We start from the raw sequence: 19,033 nt of genomic DNA, 5'->3' as shown, positions 1-19,033 counted from the left end.
CAAGGAGGCTATCGCCATGTGTTCACTGTGCGGCGTGCTTGGCGGCAACGAGCACTGGACCGATGCTGCCGCGCGGCCAGGTGTGTTCACGCGCAATCACGCCAGCGTCGACCGGCGGCGCGAGCGCGCCGAACGCGTCCGTGCCGCCAATGAGATGCTCTCGGGCTTCGGCCTTGTCCTTTCCGACTGGCAGGGCGCATCCTTCGTGCTGTCGACGCGAACAGGCAGGAGCGAGATCATCGAGGATCTCGGTCACCTGTGGCCGGCGGCCGAAAGGCTCGTCGGCCGGGCCTGCGATCCCCTCGACATGGCCTTCATCGCAAGAATGGAGGCGCGACATGTCGATTGAGGCGAGCGGTTTCCTGCCGATCAATCTGCTGACGGGCTTCCTCGGCTCCGGCAAGACGACGCTGCTGAAGCGCATCCTGGCGGACTCAGCTTTTGCCGATACGGCGGTGCTCATCAACGAATTCGGCGAGATCGGGCTCGATCACGACCTTGTCGAAAGCGTCGATGGCGAAATGGTGCTGCTGCGGTCGGGCTGTGTCTGCTGCACGGTGCGCGGCGAACTCGCAGCCGCGCTCAAGGAGCTTTATTCACGCCGCGAGCGCGGGCTGGTGCCGCCGTTCCGGCGCGTCATCATCGAAAGCACAGGCCTTGCCGATCCCTTCCCGGTTCTGTCGACCATCAAGGCCGACCCTGTTCTCCGGCATCACTTCTGCGCCGGCAACGTGATTACGACGGTCGACGCGGTAAACGGGCTGCATCAGCTCGACACCTATATCGAATCCAACAGGCAGGCGGCGGTCGCGGATCGCTTGATCGTGACCAAGACCGATCTTGATCCGGACCGTGACGGGCAGGTGCTTCATGCTCGCCTTCGCAGGCTCAATCCCGATGCGCCGATCCTGATCGCGACCGATACTGATCTCGATCTCTCTTCGCTTGTTGCCGCGCAGAACAACATTTCGCCCAGTAGCGGCCTGTCGCAAAGCGGCTTTTACTGCGAGGAGCCGGTGCGGCTCGTCTCGTCGGACGGCGCGCTGCATCAGGCGGCTATTTCCTCGATTTCGCTCAGCATCGACAGACCGGTCGACTGGACGGCCTTCGGGCTCTGGCTGACCATGCTGCTCAATCGGCATGGGGAGCGCGTGCTGCGGGTAAAGGGCATTCTCAATCTCAGCGGCGAGGAGCGCCCCGTTGCCATTCACGGCGTCCAGCATCTTGTTCACACGCCGGTTCATATGGATCGCTGGCCTTCGGAGGATCGCACCTCGCGCCTCGTCTTCATTCTCGATGGGCTCGACGGCGCTCTATTGAAACGCTCTTTCGAAGCCTTCACACTGGCGCAGATGCCGTCCGCCGCATCTACCTTCATCGCCGCGGCGCAATGAGACAACCGGTCTACATATGAACAAACACCAATCCGTTGCAAGAAACCTGAGCGCTCCTGCCCTGCATCTGGCTGGCCGGCCCCGCTTGCGAATTCTTGGCACGGCAATATCGTTGCTGGAAGAGCTGCGTCTGCGCGCGCAGGACGATCTCGGCATTGACGTCACCTTCGATAATAACGACTTTCTGACGACGCAGTACAAGGCGGCCCGCGAGCCGGAAACCTACGATATCTACGACCAATGCTTTCACAATCTCGATATCGTCTGGCACTGGCGCGCGATCCAGCCCGTGGACACCCAGCGCATCGTGCTTTGGGATGAAGTCAACGATCTCACCAAGACCGGCCATATCGGCCCCAATCCCAGAATGGGGCTTGGTGACGTGCCGGCACGCAAGCTCTTCGTCCAGCCCAATCTCGCTCTAGGAGATACGCCCTCGCGCTTTATCTCGATGCTGCCGACCACCCATAATTTCGACAGCTTCGCCTACCGGACTGATCTCGCGCCGAACGGCGTCGGCATGCACTCCTGGGGCGCGCTTTTCGACGAGCGCTGGGCAGGTAGGGTAGCGCTGGTGGACGAACCTGCCATCGGCATCTTCGATGCGGCGCTGGCGGCTCAGGCAGCCGGCCTCATGTCGTTCGACGATATCGGCAACATGTCGGTTCAGGAGATCGACCAGCTGATCGATCTGCTGGAGGAGCGCAAGAAGGCCGGCTTCTTCCGCGATTTCTGGAAAACCGCCGAGGATGCGGCACGGCTGATGATCGCCGGCGAGACCAGCGTCCAGAGCATGTGGTCGCCCGGCATCGGTATCCTGAATTCCAGGGGGTCTCCCGTCGAGCAGGCCGTGCCTGCGGAAGGCTATCGCGCCTGGCATGGCGGCCTGTGTCTTTCGAAGCATCTGAGCGGCCGCCTGCTCGATGTCGCCTATGACTATCTCAATTGGTGGATCTCGGGTTGGCCGGGCGCCGTCGTCGCGCGGCAGGGCTATTATATCTCGACGCCGCAGCGCTCGCGGCAGTTCATGACGCAGGCCGAATGGGATTACTGGTACGAAGGTGCTGCCGCGATCGAAGATCTGCCCGGCCCGGATGGGCAGATGCGGATCAGAAAGGGTTCGGTTCGCAGCGGCGGTTCCTACTGGCAACGCGCCAATTGCATTGCCGTTTGGAATACGACAATGGATGAGCACAATTATCTGGTGCGCCGCTGGATGCAGCTCGTCGGCGGCAGAGGAGAGCAGGGCCTATGACACAGACACATCTCGGCAAATCGATCGCGCAGCTGTCGGTCCTGATCCAGTCCGGCAGTCTCGATCCGGTAGCGCTGACCGAGGAGACGCTGGATGCGATCCGGACCTACAAGGATCAGGCGATTTTCACGCGGCTGCTTGAGACACGCGCGAAGGAAGAGGCGGCGGCTTCGTCCAAGCGGCTGCGCGAAGGGCGTTCGCGCGGGCTGCTGGATGGCATTCCTATTGCCTGGAAGGATCTCTTTGCCATTGCCGGCCTGCCGACGACGGCCGGATCGATCGTGCTCGCCGATGCGGAGCCTGCGCAGGATGATGCCGATGTAGTGAAGGCTTTGAAAGCAGCCGGCATGGTTGCCGTCGGTCGCGTCAATATGAGCGAGTTTGCCTTTTCCGGCCTCGGCCTTAATCCGCATTATGGCACGCCGCTCAATCCTCTAGCCTCGGATGTCGCGCGCATTCCGGGTGGTTCGTCTTCCGGTTCCGCGGCCGTCGTCGCGGCAGGTCTCGTGCCGGTATCGATCGGCACCGATACCGGCGGTTCCGTGCGCATACCGTCCGCCTTCAACGGTCTTGTCGGCTATAAGGCCAGCCATGGCCGCTACAGCATGAACGGGGTCTTTCCGCTGTCGGCCAGCTTGGACTCGCTCGGTCCCTTGTGCCGCAGCGTCCAGGATGCCATCTGGGTCGATGCGGCGATGCGCGGTCGTTTTGTCCCTGAGGTGGAGCGCGCCGAGGCCACACAGCTTTCCGTCGTGGTGCCGACCAATGTCGTCATGGATAATGCGCAGGATGGCGTTCTCGCAGCATTCGAGGCGACGCTTGCCCGATTGAGCGCTGCGGGCCTCAAGATAAGACGCGCGGCGTTTCCGGTCTTCGAGACGCTTTTTCAGCTGATGGCAGAATACGGGCCGCTCGTTACGGCAGAAGCCTTTGTGCTGCATCATCGCCGCCTGGCGGGACCCGAGGCAGAAGCCATGGATCGGCGCGTCGTGGCGCGCACGCGCATGGGCGAGAAGACGACTTTGGTCGGCTATCTGGAAACGCTCAAGGTGCGCGAGCAGCTGATCAAGGAGGTTTCCGGAATGCTTGGGCCGAATGAATTCATCGCCTATCCGACGGTCGCCCATGTTGCACCTGCGCTCGCGCCGCTTGAGGCCGATGACGAGGTGTTTACGAAGGTCAACGGCAGAACGTTGCGCAATACGTCGATCGGCAATTTCCTCGATTGGTGCGGCGTGTCCCTGCCTTGTGGTACGGGTGAAGCTGGCATGCCGGTCGGCTTCCTGCTGTCGGCGCCCAGGAACCATGACGAACGGCTGCTGGGTGCTGCCCTGGCACTTGAAGAGATCGTTGCCGGTTAGAGCATCGGGTTGATCCCCGCCGGCCTATAGGCGGGGATCGAACGTTTGTCCGTTTAATGCGTGCGACTGCTACCGGCTGCCGGTTCGGCATCGACGATCCAGCGGCGATGCGAGCCGAGCGCGATCAGCAGCACCACCGAGAAGAAGCAGCAGCCGGCAAGAATATAAAAGCCGATATCGCCGTTGCCTGTCGCGGCATCGACATAGGCCTTGATCTGCGGCGAGGCGAAGCTGCCGAGATTGCCGAGCGAAACGATGAAGGCAATGCCGCTTGCCGCGCCGACGCCGCCGAGATAGCGGGTCGGCAGGCTCCAGAAGACTGGCTGCGAGGATGCAAGTCCCGGAACCGCGATGCAGGCGGCGATCACCATCACCCAGGGGTTCATGGTCAGGCCGATCGTTCCAAGCGCGATGGTGCCGGCCGTCAGCATGGCGATGCAGACGATCCGGTGGTTGTCGTGCTTGTCGGCATAGACGGTGAAGAAGCGGGTGGCGAAAAGCGCGCATAGCCAGGGCAGGCCGAGCAGGACGCCGACCCAGGTGTTGACGCCGCCGCCGAGCGCTTGTGCCAACCGGGCCGGCAGGTAGAAGGTGATCGGGCCGACACCGACCTGGATGAACAGATAAATGCCGATGAAGGCAAGGACGCGCCAATCCTTCAGTACGCTGAAGACGGAATGCTTCACCTCGGAAAGCTTGCTGCGCTCTTCCGCTTCGATGACGGCGTTCAGCGCATTTTTCTCTTCGGTCGTCAGCCACTTCGCCTCGTTGGGACGGCTGGTCAGGAAGAAGAGAGCGAGGACGCCAACGACAGTCGCCGCCAGGCCTTCGACTGCGAACATCCATTGCCAGTTGGTGAGGCCGAGGACGTCGTGATGGGTGAGCAGCCAGCCGGAAAGCGGCGCGCCGATCACCAGCGACAGGGGAATGCCGAGATAGAACAGGCCTGTTGCGCGTGCTCGCTGCTTGGCGGGGAACCAGTAGGTCAGATAGAGCAGCACGCCGGGATAGAAACCTGCCTCGCAGACGCCGAGCAGGAAGCGGACGATGTAATAGCTCATCGGCGTATGGGCAAAAACCATGCAGGCCGAGACGATGCCCCATGTGATCATGATGCGGCTAAGCCACAGGCGGGCGCCGACGCGCTGCATGATCAGGTTGCTGGGCACTTCGAAGGTGGCATAGCCGAGATAGAGAATACCGGCGCCGAAGGCATAGGCCGCATCCGAAATGCCGGTATCGGCCTGATAGGCCACCTTGGCAAAGCCGACATTGGATCGATCGAGAAAGTTCAGGATCAGCATCAGGCCCAGAAAGGGCAGGAGGCGAATGGTCGCCTTGCGCACGGCGCTTTGCAGCGCCGGATTGTCGTCAGTCATATCTACTCCTCCCAAAGGCAGAGGCCTTGCCGCGAGACCATCGCGTGCAACGCATGCCCTTATGCTCAAATCAGACCCCGACCGAGCCATTACCGAGACGATCACCAAAAGGCGATCAACTTTGCATATACGCAGAATATATTTATGTATGAAAAGGTCAATAGTTGCAAGACGTCGAGAACCGGGCGGGCAGCCATGCCGGCTGCCCCTGCTCGGAACCAGTCTCCAGGCCCTCGTCGGCTCCGGTGGATTGATGGAAATGAGGGCTGCTGGCCACGGTGCATCGATCCCACCGCGGGTTAAAGCGCGGAGAGGGCGCCGAACGCCATCGAGGGTCGATCAGGTTCGGAAGGCTCTACAAAACTGCTCCTAGGACACGGGCGTGTGCGTCCGTCAAAGGCGTTCCAGTGCACCCAGCAATTTGTCGAGCAGCGACATCAACTGCTGCCGTTCGGCCTCGTCAAAGTCCGTGAACAGATCCTGGTTCAGCCGCCAGGCAAACATCATGACATCGCGGTGCAAGGCTTCACCCTTTTCGGTCAGCATCAGTTCGATGACGCGCTGATCCTCCGCGTTCGGTTTTTTGGCGAGCAGGTCGCGCTTGACGAGGCCGCTGACGTAACGGCTGAGCTGCCCTTCATCCTGCTGCGTCGTTCGCGCGAGCGTGCGCAGCGAGGGGCGGCCAAGATAACGGATCGTCGCCAGCGCCCGCCACTCCCCCAGAGTGATCCCGTACTCCTCGATCAGCACCGTCTGCGCGTGGCGATCGTTCAGCCGCACGAAATAGGCAAGCCGGTAGGAGAAGAGGTCTCGGATGTCGTGCGGCTGCGCCCAAGGTGACGGAGTCGGTCCGAAATTTTCTACAGAAGTTGGTTCGATTTTTTTGTTTGACATTGTCAAGCAACTACCACACACTTTGCTCAATAACTAGGCCGTAAGGCGAATGCGTCTCGCAAGCAAGAATCAAGGGGAACTTATATGCATATACTTAACATGTTCAGTAAAACGCGAAAATCACTCGCGATCGCAACACTTGCCGTTGCGCTCACGAGCGGCATGGCACAAGCCGAGAACATCAAGCTTCGTTTCGCCTATCTGCTGGCGGATTCCATGCTGCCGATCATCGCTGCGCAGAAGGCAGGGGCCTATGAAAAGGCCGGCATCGATCTTCAGCTCACCGAAGTCCAGAGCGGCCCGGCCGTCGTCGCCGCGATTGCCTCGGGCGAAGCGGATATCGGCTATGCCGCACCCATTCCGCCGATCAATGCCCGCCTCAACGGTGTCAACGTCAAGATGATCCTGGCTCTCGCCCACGAGGTCGATCCAGACACCAAATTCATCTGGCTGATCGCCTCCAAGGCCTCCGGCGTCACCAAGCTCGACGATATCAAAGGCAAGAAGATTTCGTTCAATGCCAATGGCGGTCTCTGCGAACTCGCCTGGCGTGACCATTTGATGAAAGCCGGTCTATCCTTCGATGATATCTCGCCCGTCGTGCTGCCGTTCCCGCAACAGGAAGCAGCGCTCGAGCAAGGTAGCATCGATGCCGCCTGCACGGTCAATCCCTTCTATTCCTCGATCACGGTCAACAAGGCGATCGGCTCGTCGGTGATCGCCAAGGGCATGCTGGCAGACGAGAAGGAACCCGTCATCAACGATGTGATCTTCGCGACGGACGACTATCTTGCCGCCAATCGTGAGGCACTGAAAAAATTCGCTGAGGTCACCGACCAGGCCTACAAGGACCTGCTGGCAGATCGTGCGAAGGAGGAAGCCGCGGCCGTCGAATTCCTCGGCCTTACGCCCGAAGCCGCCAAAACTTTCATCCTGCCGACCATTGAGCGCGACATGAGGATCGAGACGGCGGACGTCCAGAAGATTCTCGATTCCATGCACAAGACGGGAATGTTGCCCGACGCTGCGAAGGCCGACGACATGGTCGACAATCTCGCAAAGTGAACGGGCAAGCTGGGGCTGGCGGCCATCGCCGGCCCTTTTCATTCGGGAGGAATGGAAATGGATGTGATGCTGGATGCCAGGGAGTTGGCAAAGGCCTATGGATCGGGCGAGGGTGCCCTTAAAATTCTCGATGGAATAAGCTTCTCCGTAAAGAAGGGAGAGTTCGTCTCGATCGTCGGTCCGTCCGGCTGCGGCAAGACGACCCTGCTGATGACGCTCGCGGGATTGCAGAAGCCGGACAGCGGTTCGATCAGCTTCAAGGGGAAGGCATTGAGCGGCCCGTCGACCGGCATCGCGGTGGTTTTCCAGGATTACTCGCGCTCGCTGTTTCCATGGAAATCCAATCTCGAAAACGTGGTTTTCGGCATGGTTCGCAATGCAACCCTCACAAGGGCCGAGAAGCTGGCGCGCGGGCGCGAGCTTCTGGCAGCCGTCGGGCTGGATGGCTTTGCGGACCGGTTTCCCTGGCAACTGTCCGGTGGCATGCAGCAGCGCGTCGCCATCGCAAGAGGGCTCGCCTCGCAAAGCGAATTGCTGCTGCTTGATGAACCTTTGGCGGCAGTCGATGCGCAGACGCGCGCCGACATGCAGGACCTGTTGCTCGATCTGGCCGAACGCTTCCGACAGACCTGTATTCTCGTGACCCATGATGTCGAGGAGGCCGTCTACATGGCCGATCGCGTCGTCGTGCTCACTCGCCGCCCGACCCGCGTGGATCATGACATCGTTGTCGGCCTCGGCAAGAAGCGCGACCAGATCACCACGCGCGAAGATCCTCGTTTCCTCGAGATCCGCCATGACGTGATGGCAGCGATCCGTCGTTTCCGTGCGCAGACGCCGGTTTCGGAGATGGCCTGACCATGGGTTTCGAACGTTGGCTGCTTCGGTTTCGGGCACTTGTCTCCTTCCTGCTGATCGTGGCGATCTGGCAGCTGGTCGCAACGCTGGAGCTCGTGCCGAGCAAATATTTCCCATCGATCACAGCGATTGCCGCTGCCTTCTGGTCGATGCTGATGTCAGGCGAGTTGCTGGCCGGGGACGGGCTGACCTTGATGCGTGCCATCATCGGCATTGTCGGATCTTCGCTGATCGGCGTCGGGCTGGCATTGCTGGCCGAAATCTCGCCGACCTTCCGCGCCGGGTTCCGGCCGATCGCGGCACTCGTCCAGCCGATCCCGCCGGCAGCATTGGTGCCGATGGCGGTCTTCATGCTCGGCCTTGGCTTCAAGCTCTACGCCTTCGTCATCATTCTCGTGACGATCTGGCCGCCCTATCTGAACGGCGCTGCCGCCCTGTCGGCCGTCAGCGACGTGCAGGTGAAGACCGGTAAGATGCTCGGCCTTTCCGAACGCGAAATCCTGTTCCAGATCAAGCTGCCCGCCGCCTGGCCGGAGATCTTTTCCGGCATCCGCTATGCCGCGACCATCAGTCTGATCGCCGTCGTGGTGGCGGAAATGCTCGCCGGTCACGATGGTCTGGGCTTCATGCTGATCCGAAAGGCCTTCGCGACCCGTATCCCGGACGTCTACGCGCTGATGTTCGTCTGCGCCTTCAATGGCGTTGTCATGAACTGGCTGGTCAATCTCGCACGCTGGCGCGTCACCGGCTGGCACATGCGCATGACGGAGCGATTTGCATGAAGATGATCGACAAACACGTCGCCTGGAATGCGCTTCTGTTGCCGATCCTGATCCTGCTCGTCTGGCAGGGACTGGCGTTGCGGGCGCATACGCCGCTCTTTCCGGGGCCCTGGCAGATCATGCTGTCGATCGGCCGCCTCTATCCGCAGATCGTCGGGCAGCTTGGCCACACGCTCATGCGCGCCTGCATCGGATTCCTCGTCGCGGCAACGCTGATGGTGCCGCTCGGCATTCTTCTCGGGCGGTTAAAGCTGCTCGGCCAGATCCTCGAACCGGCAATCGACATGCTGGCGACGCTGCCACCGCCTGCCGTGGTGCCGATCGTGATGCTATTTGCCGGGACCGGCGACGCGGCCAAGATCGTCATCATCTGCTATGCGGCTTCCGTGCCGTTGCTAATGAATACCTACGAGGCGTCGAAGACGGTGCATCCCTCCGCCAATCTTGTCGCAAGAGCGCTACATCTGACGCGCCTCGAGGCGATGTGGCACATCGACCTGCCGGCGGCCTTGCCGATGATCGCCACGGGCATCCGGCTCGCCGTATCCTCGGCGCTGCTGGTCAGCGTTACCTCGGAAATGCTGCTTGCGACCAATGGCATCGGCGTCTTCATCCAGCGTCAGCAGGAAAACTTCCAGATCGCCGGCGGCCTTGCTGGCATCGCCTTCATCTCACTCGCAGGCCTCATCATCAACAGCCTCGTCTTCCAGTTCGAGAAGCGCTGGCTGTTCTGGCACTACCGCAATCTCGACACGAACAGCAAGGGTTGATCCGTGACCACGAAAAAGAACGTCCTCTTCATCATGTGCGACCAGCTGCGCTACGACTATCTGTCCTGTGCCGGACATCCGGCGCTGAAGACGCCGAATATCGATAGTCTTGCCGCTCGTGGGGTGCGCTTCACCAATTGCTATGTGCAATCTACCGTCTGCGGCCCTTCGCGCATGAGCGCCTATACTGGTCGTTACGTTCGCTCGCATGGCTCGACACAGAACGGGATTCCACTGCGTGTCGGCGAGCCGACATTGGGCGATCATCTGCGCGAGATCGACGTGCGTTGTGCGCTCATCGGCAAGACGCACATGGTCGCTGACCAGGAGGGCATGGAGAGGCTCGGCATAGACCCGAATTCGATCATCGGCGTGCATGTCGCTCAATGCGGCTTCGAGCCTTACGAACGCGATGACGGGCTGCATCCCTCGAGCAATTATGATGCCGATCCGGTCTACGACACCTACCTCCGGGATCATGGTTTCGATGCCGAAAACCCTTGGGAACACTGGGCTAACTCCGGCGAGGGGGAGGACGGCGAGAACTTCAACGGCTGGCTGCTTGCCCATGCCGACAAGGCCGCTCGTATTCCAGAGGAGCATTCCGAAACGCCCTACATGACCCGCCGCGCCATGCGCTTTATCGATGAGGCGGAGAGCAAGGGGCAGAGCTGGTGCGCGCATCTCTCCTATATCAAACCGCACTGGCCCTATATCGTGCCGGCGCCCTATCACGACATGTACTCGGCAAAGGACGTGAAGCCGCCTGTCCGCGCCGCGTCAGAGCGGGTGGATCCTCATCCGGTCCTGGCCGCCTTTCAGCGCGAGCGCTACTCGGTCAATTTCTCGCGCGACGAGGTCCGCGAGACGGTGATCCCGGCCTATATGGGCCTCATCAAGCAGATCGACGATCAGATGGGGGTGCTCTTCAAGTTTCTGGAAGAGCGCGGTCTATTCGAAAACACGATGATCGTCTTCACCTCGGATCATGGCGATTATCTCGGCGATCACTGGCTCGGCGAGAAATACATGTTCCACGATATTTCCGTGAAGGTGCCGTTGATCATCTACGATCCCTCGCCGGCCGCCGACGCGACGCGTGGCGTGGTGATGGATCAGCTGGTCGAGATGATCGACATGGCTCCGACCTTTCTCGATTATCTCGGCGGCGGCGGCAAGCCGCACGTGCTGGAAGGTCGCTCGATCCTGCCATTGCTGCGAGATGAGAAATCCACCTCCTGGCGCCGCTTCGCCGTCAGCGAATATGATTATTCCGGCGAGCGCGCGCGGCTGGCGCTTGACCTGCTCGTTGGCGATTGCCGGCTGTTCATGATCACCGATGGCCAGCACAAGCTCGTCACCGGCCCGGGCGTGGCGCCGATCCTTTTCGATCTGATCGCCGACCCCGACGAGCTTGTCGATCTCGGCCGCGATCCTGGTAAAGCGGATGCCATTCATGGGCTGCAAGCCGCGCTTGAGCGCTGGCTGCAGACGCCCGCAAACCGCATCACGGTGTCGGATGCTTGGGTGACGTCAGCCGACGAAAAATTTCCGCATTTCGATCCGCTGATCGAGCCGGGCGTCCTCATCGGCTATTGGGACGAGGCGGAACTTGCCGAGCAGCATGCCGCACGTGATCGCTGGCTGGCATCGCGCTAGTGGCCACGTGGTGGTTGCACTCAGGTAATTGCACGGGCGCCTGAGCGCAACGGCATGCAATCATGTCAGATAGGGACCGACGCGATCCGCTACGGATACAACATCCGCAACCCGCATCCCGGCCACGTTGATCCTGCCGGAATCCGGCATGTAGATACCGTGTTCGGACCGAAGACTTTGGACATTTTCCGGGGAGATCGGCAGAAGGGAGAACATGCCTTCCTGGGAGCCGATATGGGCGAGTTCGGGACGGAATTGAGCAAAGGCTTCGGCGGCAGCGTGGCGGATTTCGGCGATGCGCACGCGCATCTCGCGGAGTTCATCAACCCATGCCTGGCGGCGTGATGGGTCTTGCAGGATCGCGGCAACAATGGCCGCACCATGCGCCGGCGGCATGGAGTAGCTTGTACGGGCATGGCTTGCCAGATTGCCGACGCCCTTGTTCAGCGGCGCCTGTCGATCGCCGAAGAGATAGGCCGCGCCCGTACGCTCTCGGTAAAGCGAAAATGATTTAGAGCAGGAGACGGCAACCATGGCCTCGCCGACTGCCTCGATGACACTCATCATGCCCGCTGCGTCTTCGACGGGGCTGCGGCCCAGACCTTGATAGGCATTGTCGAAGAGCGGGAACAATCCCTTGGCAGCGATAACGGCGGCGATGTCTCGCCAGTTCTGCGATGAAAGTCCAGCGCCGGTCGGGTTATGGCAGCTCGTTTGCAACAGCACGGCATCGCCGGGCGCGGCATTCTGCAAGGTCGTCAGCATCTCGTCGACGAGAACGGTCTGCTTGGCGATATCGAAGAAACGATAGGTTTTGACCTCAAGGCCGACGGCGGCAAAGATCGCGCGATGATTGACCCATGTCGGCGTTCCGATCCAGATCTTGCGTTGCTTGTCGAGGGCAAGCAGTTCTGCGGCGAGACGCAGGGCGCCGGTGCCGCCCGGCGTCTGAATTCCCGCAAGCAGCCTGCCGCCATGGCGCTCTTCGAACACTTCCGTTGCCAGAGCCCTGAGGAAGGCGGGATCGCCCTCAGGCCCGATGTAGGATTTGGACTCCTGGGTTTCCCAGAGATGGTGCTCTGCGGCCTTGACTGCTCTCATGACCGGGGTACGGCCCGTTTCGTCACGATAGACGCCAACTCCGAGATCGACTTTTCCCGACCTCGGATCGGCCGCGAACTTGGCGATCAGCTCAAGCAGAGGGTCCGGCTTCTGTTCCGCCAGGCTGTCAAAAACCGCTGTCTTGTTCATTTGTTCCTCCCTTGCGCTCCGCTCACGCGAGCCGCCATGCATGTCTTCCAATGGTCAAACGGGAGCTGAGCCTCTCGCCGATCCCGAACATGCCTTCCTGACCGCCCTGTTGCGCGTGAAGGCGCATGACAAGGACCGGCACAGTCGCGATGCCGACAGCTGCGCATTCATTCGGGCCAGCTCTGCAGCACGCGCACGAACTCGTTCAGCCAGGTATTCGTCTGATGGCCGTCTAGCGAGCGATGGTCGATCGTCAGGGAAACGTAAGCCATCGGGCGGATCTGGATCGTATCGGTTCCATCGACCTCCCGCACCACGACACGCTTCTCCAGCTTGCCGATGCCGAGAATGGCCGATTGCGGCTGGTTGATGATGATGGGAGATGCGAGCAATGAACCGGATACGCCGTGATTGGAGATCGTGAATGTTCCGCCCTTGAGTTCATCGGCCTTGATTGCATTGGATCGCGCCCTGGTCGTCAGGTCCTGAAGGCGGGCAGCAATGGTCTCCAGCGAAAGTGTCTGCGCCTGCGGCATTACCGGGGCGACGAGGCCCTTGTCGCCCAAGGCGATGCCGATACCGATGTTGATGTCTTCGAATATCTCGAGGCCGTCGTCGTGCCACTGGCTGTTGACCTCGGGCACCAGCTTCATTGCCGCAACGGACGCGGCCACGAAGTAGGCGGTGTAGGACAGGTTCACGCCTTCGGCCTTGAGGCGATCCTTATGGCGTTCACGATGGCGCATGATCGCCGTGAAATCCGCCTCGAAGACCGCGGTGACTTGTGGCGCTGTCGTCAGGGATAGGGCCATGTGCCTTGCGATGGAAAGCCGCATGGCGGAATGCGGCACGGTGCGGGATTTGCTGCCAGTCTGCACTGTAGGAAAAGGCTGTTCGGCCACCATCGGCGGCGACAGGGGAGCGGATGGGCTGGGCCTGCCGGCTTCCAGCGCGTGATCCATATCGGCGCGCGTAACCCGGCCGCCCTTGCCGCTGCCCTTCAGGCTGGCCGGATCGATCCCATGTTCCTCGGCGGCCTTGCGAACGGCCGGTGAATAGTAGGTGGATGTGGAGGCAGTTGTTGTCGAAGAGGCGGACTGTGCCTGCGGGAGAACCGCGGATGTTTCCGTCCGAGCGTCGCTTGCACCCACCCTCATTCGCCCGAGGACCGCTCCAGGTTCGGCGTCATCGCCATCCGACATCGAGATTTCGCTCAGGACGCCGTCGCACGGGGCCGCAATTTCCTGCGTCACTTTGTCGGTTTCCAGTTCGACAAGCGCGTCGCCCTCGCGAACGCGGTCGCCGATCTGCTTCAACCAGTTCCGAACGACGGCCTTCGTGCCTTCCTGCTCGATCGGAGCCGTGATCTCGATGATATCGGTCATCCTCAGAACTCCAGGATTTCGGCGATACGCTTGGCGATCCGTTCCGTCGACGGTACGGCCCAGTCGAGAAGCACGGGATTATGCGGGCTTGGAATATCGGGCATGGTCAGGCGGGAGACCGGCGCATCGAGATCCGTGAATGCCTTGTCTGCAATGACAGCGGCAATCTCGGCGCCGAAACCGGCAGCTTCGAGATCTTCGTGGACGATGAGGCAGCGATGCGTCTTGGCGACCGATGCAAGCACGGCCTCGTGATCCCAGGGCATCAGGGTGCGAAGATCGATGACGTCGGCGGAGATGCCTTCGGCGGCTTCCTCGCAGCGATGCACCATGGCGCCCCAGGTGACGATGGTGATGTCGCTTCCGGTCCGCGTCAGCTTAGCCTTGCCGAAGGGAAGTGCGAAATTGTCGCCGGGATAGGGGCGGCGCGCCCAGGCATGATCGAGCATCGCCCGGTGCTCGAAGAAGATGACAGGATCATTGCCGCGCATCGAGGTGCGCAGCAGTCCGACGGCATCCTCCGCATTGGAGGGAACGGCGACTTTCCAGCCGGGCTGGTGAATGAAAGCCACTTCGTTTGTCTGGCTATGCCAGGGATCGCCGCACTTGAAAAAGCCGCCGGGCATGCGCACGACGATTGGAGCGGCGAAGCGATTATTGGTGCGCCAGCGGATGGTCCCGCAGTCGTTCAATTGTTCGGTGGCAGGCTCCGCATATTTCCGGAACTGGATTTCGGGAACGGGGACGAGCCCGGCCAGCGCCATGCCGACCGCTCGGCCGATGATGCTCTCTTCGGACAACGAAGTATCGAAAATCCGCTCGGCGCCGAATTTCTCCTGCAGACCGAGGGTAACAGCATGCACGCCGCCCTTCGGGCCGATATCTTCGCCGAACATGACGACGCGCTCGTTGACCGACATCTCGTGTTCGAGCGTTCGGCGGATGGCGGTGACCATGTTGATACGCGGACCTGCGGTCTCGGCTTCGTCGGTCGCTGCCGGAGGCACATATCCGCCGGGATGCTGGCCGCCCATTACCTGCATGTCGCCATCGAAGAACACATGGCGCGTCACGGATGAGGGATCGGCGACGGGCCTGCCTTCGGCGGCTGAGCGGGCGTTTTCGGCCATCTCGTGCGCTTGGCTTTCGCAGGCGTTCCATTCCTCCATCGTCATGACGGCGGGAACGAGGAATTCCTTCAGGCGCGGCAGGGGATCGCGCTCCCACTCACGCTTCACCGTCTCCTCGCTCTTATAGGTCTGCGTATCCTGGAAACTGTGACCCTCCAGGCGTGGAACAGTCAATCGCAGCAAGGCGGGCTTGCGCTCTTCGCGGACGAAGGAAACCGCCTCCTGGATCAGATGAGCTGCCTCGGCCGGATCGCAGCCGTCGCCATCGAATATTGCCAGGTTCTTCCAGCTGGCGAGGTTTGCCGCAATGTTTCCGCCGGGGGTCTGCGCTGTCGAGGGAACTGAAATGCCAAAGCCGTTGTCCTCGATGTAGAATAGCATCGGCAATTGCTGCGTCGTCGCCGCTGTAAGTGCGGCCCAGAAGCCGTTCGAGGCAACGGAGCCATCGCCGCCAAGCACGACGCCGATGTCCCGGGCATATTCCTTGCGTCCAAGCGTGGTCGCATAATATTTCATCGCCTGTGCCCACCCGGCCGTCGGCGTATATTGTGCGCCGACGCCGCCGCACATCGGCAAGGCGGAAGCGCCCGAGTGGTTCGGATAGTTGAAGACGACGCCGATGTCCCGGCCGTCGGAATAGCCGCCTGCACGGCCCATGGCGGAGCCGAGAGCGTCGGCCGGATCGACACCCAGCGAAAGCAGAAGTGGCCGTGAGCGATAATAGCCGCAGGTGGCGTCGTGCAGGCTTGTCAACTGGGTTCCGAGGAGGACCTGCGCCATATCGTGGCCGCGGGCGGAAAATTGATAGAGAACCTTCTTTTCCGGAACGAGGCGCTTTTCTTCCATCTCGTCGAGGGCTCGTGAAAGGTGGACGAGATACGCCACTCTGCGCCAGTCGATGCGATCGTCGGGCGCATTGCGCTCATGGTTCCTGAAGGCTAGCTGGGCCATGTGATTCTCCTCCATATGGCACCGTGATTCTAATTCAGAATGCTCGCGCTATTCCTTTCAATTTCGCGGTTTTCGCGTTAGTATTTGAGGTGTTTATTTCATATATGGCGGCTTTTTGAATGGAAGACTTCAATCTCGATCACGTCGACAGAGCGATCCTGCGGGTATTGCAGGAGGAGGGCGATATCAGTCAGGCGTCGCTCGCCGAAAAGGTCGGTGCGTCGCCCGCCTCCTGCTGGCGAAGGATCAAGGCGCTGGAAGGCGCCGGTGTGCTGGGCAGGACGGTTCGCCTCGTCGATCCAGACAAGATCGGCAAGGGTCTCAACGTCTTCTGTCAGGTCAAGATGAAGACCCACGATCCGGCAACGCGCCGCGATTTCGAGCAGTTCATCGCAAGCTATCGCGAGGTTCTCGAATGCTATTCCATGTCGGGAGAGTGGGATTATCTCATCCGGGCGGTTGTCGCCGATGTCCGAGAGTATGAGGGGCTGTTGATGCGGGGTATCTTGACGCATGAAGCGGTGTTGAGCTCGTCGTCGCACTTCTCGCTGAAATGCGTCAAGTACACCACTGCCTTGCCGACCAATGTCACGCGATGACAGCCGCGAACCGTGCTTGCCTTGAACACCATGCACTTCTCGCGCTAATAAACCCTATCGATTGCAGATGCGGAGCAGGGTTGGATTGTCGGCCGATAACGTCAAACTCGCAGAGGATTTGGGCGAAACGGTCGCGGCGCTCCTGATCGACCTGCCCATCAAGGCCGCGAGTTTCATTGTCACGATTTACGGGGATGTCGTCGAGCCGCGCGGAAGCGTCGTCTGGATCGGCAATCTCATCGAGACATGCAAGCGCGTCGGCATCACTGAAACACTGGTGCGCACTGCAGTCTCGCGACTGGTTGCAGCCGGTCAGCTCGCGGGAGAGCGGGAAGGGCGCCGCAGCTATTACAGGCTGACGGACGCCGCCCAGGCGGAATTTGCCGAAGCCGCCAGCCTCTTCTATGGCCCGGAGCCTGCTGTCCGCTGGCAGTTCGTGCTGATCAACGGACCCGCGCCAGAGGAGATCATGCAGGGGCTCGAACGGGATGGCTTTGCGAGACTCAGCCCGCGTCTTGCCATGGGAACGCATCCTGCGCCGCCCTTGCCCGGCCGAGTCGTGGTCTTCGACGCGCAACTTGCGACCGAGAACGGGGCTCTGAAGGAGTTTGCGGAGGAGGCCTGGAACCTCGAGCGTTTTGCGGAAGCCTATAGCGAATTTATCGCTCGTTTCGGGGCGTTTTCGCAGCGCGTCGGCGATTGTGCGGCTTTGTCACCATTCGATTGCCTGATCGCACGGCTGCTGCTTGTCCATCAGTATCGCCTGATCATGCTGCGCGAACCGCATCTGCCGAAATCGGCCCTTCCCGCCAACTGGCCGGGCGAGGGCGCGCGACGCCTGTTTGCCGATCTCTATCAAATATTGTCGAAGAAGGCCGATGCCTATGTCGGCCGCCATTTCGTCAACGAGACCGGCAAGCTGAAAGAAGCGACACCGGCGAGCCAAAACCGGCTCGATCGCCTCAAGTCTCTCTAAAAGATCAATTCGTTCAGCCACATAGCACGCGAGTTCTTCTCGTATCGCAGCCCTAAGGCGTCAAATGTCACAGAAAACTCAAAAAATTCATTTGTGATGTGACATATCGCATGCTAATACAATGACCGATCGGTCGGTTAATGCGTTTGCTGTCGGATCGCTGTTTCGTGGAGGAGAACGAGAAACAGGCCTATACTGGCGGCGCCGTGAGGCTCTGGTCTTGCTGAGGACGTCAAGTTGCCCGCAGGCCTGTGATTATTCTCGAGCGCGCCGGGTGCGCGAAGACGGAGGAAAGATCAATGTATGCACAGATGGTGAAAACCGACGGCGCCCGCATCCGTTCCCTCGACGAGATGGACCCGCAAGATCGTGCCTTTCAGGAGCGCGTCGATGCCGGCCAGAAGATCGAACCGAAGGAGTGGATGCCGGAAGGCTATCGTAAGACGTTGATCCGCCAGATCAGCCAGCACGCCCATTCCGAGATCGTCGGCCAGCTTCCGGAGGGCAACTGGATTACCCGCGCCCCGACCCTGGAGCGCAAGGCGATCCTGCTCGCCAAGGTGCAGGACGAAGCCGGCCACGGTCTCTATCTCTACTGCGCCGCCGAGACGCTCGGCATCAGCCGCGACGAGATGTACGAGCAGCTGCACTCCGGCAAGGCCAAGTACTCCTCGATCTTCAATTACCCGACGCTGACCTGGGCCGATATCGGCGCGATCGGCTGGCTGGTCGATGGCGCAGCCATCATGAACCAAGTTCCCCTGCAGCGCTGTTCCTATGGCCCCTATTCGCGGGCGATGATCCGGATCTGCAAGGAAGAGAGCTTCCATCAGCGCCAGGGCTTCGATATCCTGATGAAGATGGTGAAGGGCACGCCGGCTCAGAAGGCCATGGTGCAGGATGCCTTGAACCGCTGGTGGTGGCCATCGCTGATGATGTTCGGTCCGTCTGACGACGCCTCCGTGCATTCGGCTCAGTCGATGGCCTGGAAGATCAAGCAGAATTCCAATGACGAGCTGCGCCAGAAATTCGTCGACCAGACCGTGCCCCAGGCCGAATATCTCGGCCTGACCGTCCCCGATCCCGAGCTGAAGTGGAACGAGGAAAAGGGCGGCTATGATTTCGGCGAGCCGGACTGGGAAGAATTCTTCAACGTGATCGCCGGCAACGGCCCCTGCAATGCGGAGCGGCTGAATGCCCGCAAGCAGGCCTGGGCCGATGGCGCCTGGTTCCGCGATGGCCTGACGGCGCATGCCGAGAAGATGGCCGAGCGTCGCGGCGCCGCAAAGATCGCCGCCGAATAAGACGGCCCGAATAGTCAGGG

17 protein-coding genes are annotated in these 19,033 nt (G+C 60.8%); 12 read left to right on the top strand and 5 right to left on the bottom strand.

The window, feature by feature from the left end; all coding sequences use genetic code 11:
- Positions 1-16: 16 nt before the first annotated feature.
- From BJ928_RS07630 to BJ928_RS07615, 4 genes are read left to right on the top strand one after another with little or no spacing between them, the layout of a single operon-like run.
- A complete protein-coding gene (locus BJ928_RS07630) occupies positions 17-349 on the top strand; it encodes a hypothetical protein (protein ID WP_047635711.1) in 333 nt (110 codons plus the stop codon).
- Positions 339-1,394, top strand: coding sequence for a GTP-binding protein (locus tag BJ928_RS07625; RefSeq protein WP_047635589.1), 1,056 nt, complete (start codon positions 339-341; stop codon positions 1,392-1,394). Before BJ928_RS07630 ends, BJ928_RS07625 begins: the two co-directional genes overlap by 11 nt.
- A 16-nt stretch (positions 1,395-1,410) precedes the next feature.
- Positions 1,411-2,649, top strand: a complete 1,239-nt coding sequence (locus tag BJ928_RS07620; protein WP_047635588.1) for an extracellular solute-binding protein — start codon at positions 1,411-1,413, stop codon at positions 2,647-2,649.
- On the top strand, positions 2,646-4,010 hold the full coding sequence (locus BJ928_RS07615) for an amidase (protein WP_047635587.1): 1,365 nt from the start codon (positions 2,646-2,648) through the stop codon (positions 4,008-4,010). Before BJ928_RS07620 ends, BJ928_RS07615 begins: the two co-directional genes overlap by 4 nt.
- A gap of 53 nt (positions 4,011-4,063) precedes the next feature.
- On the opposite strand, the gene BJ928_RS07610 is transcribed toward BJ928_RS07615, so the two are convergent.
- Positions 4,064-5,389, bottom strand: coding sequence for an MFS transporter (locus BJ928_RS07610; RefSeq protein ID WP_063769474.1), 1,326 nt, complete (start codon positions 5,387-5,389; stop codon positions 4,064-4,066).
- 393 nt (positions 5,390-5,782) lie between these two features.
- Complete coding sequence (locus BJ928_RS07605) at positions 5,783-6,169, bottom strand: MarR family winged helix-turn-helix transcriptional regulator (protein WP_183079381.1); 387 nt, start codon at positions 6,167-6,169, stop codon at positions 5,783-5,785.
- A 198-nt stretch (positions 6,170-6,367) separates the two neighbouring features.
- On the opposite strand from BJ928_RS07605, the gene BJ928_RS07600 reads away from it, so the two are divergent.
- The 5 genes from BJ928_RS07600 to BJ928_RS07580 are packed head-to-tail and all read left to right on the top strand — an operon-like array spanning position 6,368 to position 11,417.
- Positions 6,368-7,348, top strand: coding sequence for an ABC transporter substrate-binding protein (locus BJ928_RS07600; protein ID WP_082011982.1), 981 nt, complete (start codon positions 6,368-6,370; stop codon positions 7,346-7,348).
- 57 nt (positions 7,349-7,405) lie between these two features.
- On the top strand, positions 7,406-8,206 hold the full coding sequence (locus BJ928_RS07595) for an ABC transporter ATP-binding protein (protein ID WP_047635581.1): 801 nt from the start codon (positions 7,406-7,408) through the stop codon (positions 8,204-8,206).
- A gap of 2 nt (positions 8,207-8,208) precedes the next feature.
- Positions 8,209-8,988, top strand: coding sequence for an ABC transporter permease (locus tag BJ928_RS07590; protein WP_047635579.1), 780 nt, complete (start codon positions 8,209-8,211; stop codon positions 8,986-8,988).
- Positions 8,985-9,758, top strand: coding sequence for an ABC transporter permease (locus tag BJ928_RS07585; RefSeq protein WP_052227918.1), 774 nt, complete (start codon positions 8,985-8,987; stop codon positions 9,756-9,758). The genes BJ928_RS07590 and BJ928_RS07585 overlap by 4 nt, the downstream gene beginning before the upstream one ends.
- Positions 9,759-9,761: 3 nt before the next feature.
- Entirely contained in the window at positions 9,762-11,417 is a 1,656-nt protein-coding gene (locus BJ928_RS07580; RefSeq protein WP_082011981.1) for an alkaline phosphatase family protein, read from the top strand.
- A 60-nt stretch (positions 11,418-11,477) separates the two neighbouring features.
- On the opposite strand, the gene BJ928_RS07575 is transcribed toward BJ928_RS07580, so the two are convergent.
- The 3 genes from BJ928_RS07575 to BJ928_RS07565 form a co-directional block, all read right to left on the bottom strand.
- On the bottom strand, positions 11,478-12,668 hold the full coding sequence (locus tag BJ928_RS07575; protein ID WP_047635577.1) for an aromatic amino acid transaminase: 1,191 nt from the start codon (positions 12,666-12,668) through the stop codon (positions 11,478-11,480).
- A 167-nt stretch (positions 12,669-12,835) separates the two neighbouring features.
- Entirely contained in the window at positions 12,836-14,053 is a 1,218-nt protein-coding gene (locus BJ928_RS07570; protein ID WP_047635575.1) for a 2-oxo acid dehydrogenase subunit E2, read from the bottom strand.
- Positions 14,054-14,055: 2 nt separating this feature from the next.
- A complete protein-coding gene (locus BJ928_RS07565; RefSeq protein WP_047635573.1) occupies positions 14,056-16,134 on the bottom strand; it encodes a transketolase C-terminal domain-containing protein in 2,079 nt (692 codons plus the stop codon).
- A 119-nt stretch (positions 16,135-16,253) separates the two neighbouring features.
- Here BJ928_RS07565 and BJ928_RS07560 point away from each other — a divergent pair, with 119 nt between their 5' ends.
- The 3 genes from BJ928_RS07560 to paaA all read left to right on the top strand — a co-directional run bounded on the left by BJ928_RS07560 (position 16,254) and on the right by paaA (position 19,013).
- A complete protein-coding gene (locus tag BJ928_RS07560) occupies positions 16,254-16,733 on the top strand; it encodes an Lrp/AsnC family transcriptional regulator (RefSeq protein ID WP_047635572.1) in 480 nt (159 codons plus the stop codon).
- 85 nt (positions 16,734-16,818) lie between these two features.
- The gene (gene paaX, locus BJ928_RS07555; RefSeq protein WP_052227917.1) at positions 16,819-17,709 is read left to right on the top strand and encodes a phenylacetic acid degradation operon negative regulatory protein PaaX; all 891 of its coding nucleotides are present in this window, start codon (positions 16,819-16,821) and stop codon (positions 17,707-17,709) included.
- Between the two features lie 299 nt (positions 17,710-18,008).
- On the top strand, positions 18,009-19,013 hold the full coding sequence (gene paaA / locus BJ928_RS07550) for a 1,2-phenylacetyl-CoA epoxidase subunit PaaA (protein WP_047635571.1): 1,005 nt from the start codon (positions 18,009-18,011) through the stop codon (positions 19,011-19,013).
- The last annotated feature ends 20 nt before the right edge of the window (positions 19,014-19,033 follow it).

This window comes from Rhizobium sp. WW_1, assembly GCF_003610155.1.
In the GTDB taxonomy this organism is placed as follows: Bacteria; Pseudomonadota; Alphaproteobacteria; order Rhizobiales; family Rhizobiaceae; genus Rhizobium; species Rhizobium tropici_A.
This window is presented reverse-complemented; position numbering and strand designations above follow the sequence as displayed.

Excerpts from the sequence above, each read along its gene's own strand:
- BJ928_RS07630 (WP_047635711.1), top strand. The coding sequence starts at position 17 with ATGTGTTCACTGTGCGGCGTGCTTGGCGGCAACGAGCACTGGACCGAT.
- BJ928_RS07625 (WP_047635589.1), top strand. The coding sequence starts at position 339 with ATGTCGATTGAGGCGAGCGGTTTCCTGCCGATCAATCTGCTGACGGGC.
- BJ928_RS07620 (WP_047635588.1), top strand. The coding sequence starts at position 1,411 with ATGAACAAACACCAATCCGTTGCAAGAAACCTGAGCGCTCCTGCCCTG.
- BJ928_RS07615 (WP_047635587.1), top strand. The coding sequence starts at position 2,646 with ATGACACAGACACATCTCGGCAAATCGATCGCGCAGCTGTCGGTCCTG.
- BJ928_RS07610 (WP_063769474.1), bottom strand. The coding sequence starts at position 5,389 with ATGACTGACGACAATCCGGCGCTGCAAAGCGCCGTGCGCAAGGCGACC.
- BJ928_RS07600 (WP_082011982.1), top strand. The coding sequence starts at position 6,368 with ATGCATATACTTAACATGTTCAGTAAAACGCGAAAATCACTCGCGATC.
- BJ928_RS07595 (WP_047635581.1), top strand. The coding sequence starts at position 7,406 with ATGGATGTGATGCTGGATGCCAGGGAGTTGGCAAAGGCCTATGGATCG.
- BJ928_RS07590 (WP_047635579.1), top strand. The coding sequence starts at position 8,209 with ATGGGTTTCGAACGTTGGCTGCTTCGGTTTCGGGCACTTGTCTCCTTC.
- BJ928_RS07585 (WP_052227918.1), top strand. The coding sequence starts at position 8,985 with ATGAAGATGATCGACAAACACGTCGCCTGGAATGCGCTTCTGTTGCCG.
- BJ928_RS07575 (WP_047635577.1), bottom strand. The coding sequence starts at position 12,668 with ATGAACAAGACAGCGGTTTTTGACAGCCTGGCGGAACAGAAGCCGGAC.
- BJ928_RS07570 (WP_047635575.1), bottom strand. The coding sequence starts at position 14,053 with ATGACCGATATCATCGAGATCACGGCTCCGATCGAGCAGGAAGGCACG.
- BJ928_RS07565 (WP_047635573.1), bottom strand. The coding sequence starts at position 16,134 with ATGGCCCAGCTAGCCTTCAGGAACCATGAGCGCAATGCGCCCGACGAT.
- BJ928_RS07560 (WP_047635572.1), top strand. The coding sequence starts at position 16,254 with ATGGAAGACTTCAATCTCGATCACGTCGACAGAGCGATCCTGCGGGTA.
- paaA (WP_047635571.1), top strand. The coding sequence starts at position 18,009 with ATGTATGCACAGATGGTGAAAACCGACGGCGCCCGCATCCGTTCCCTC.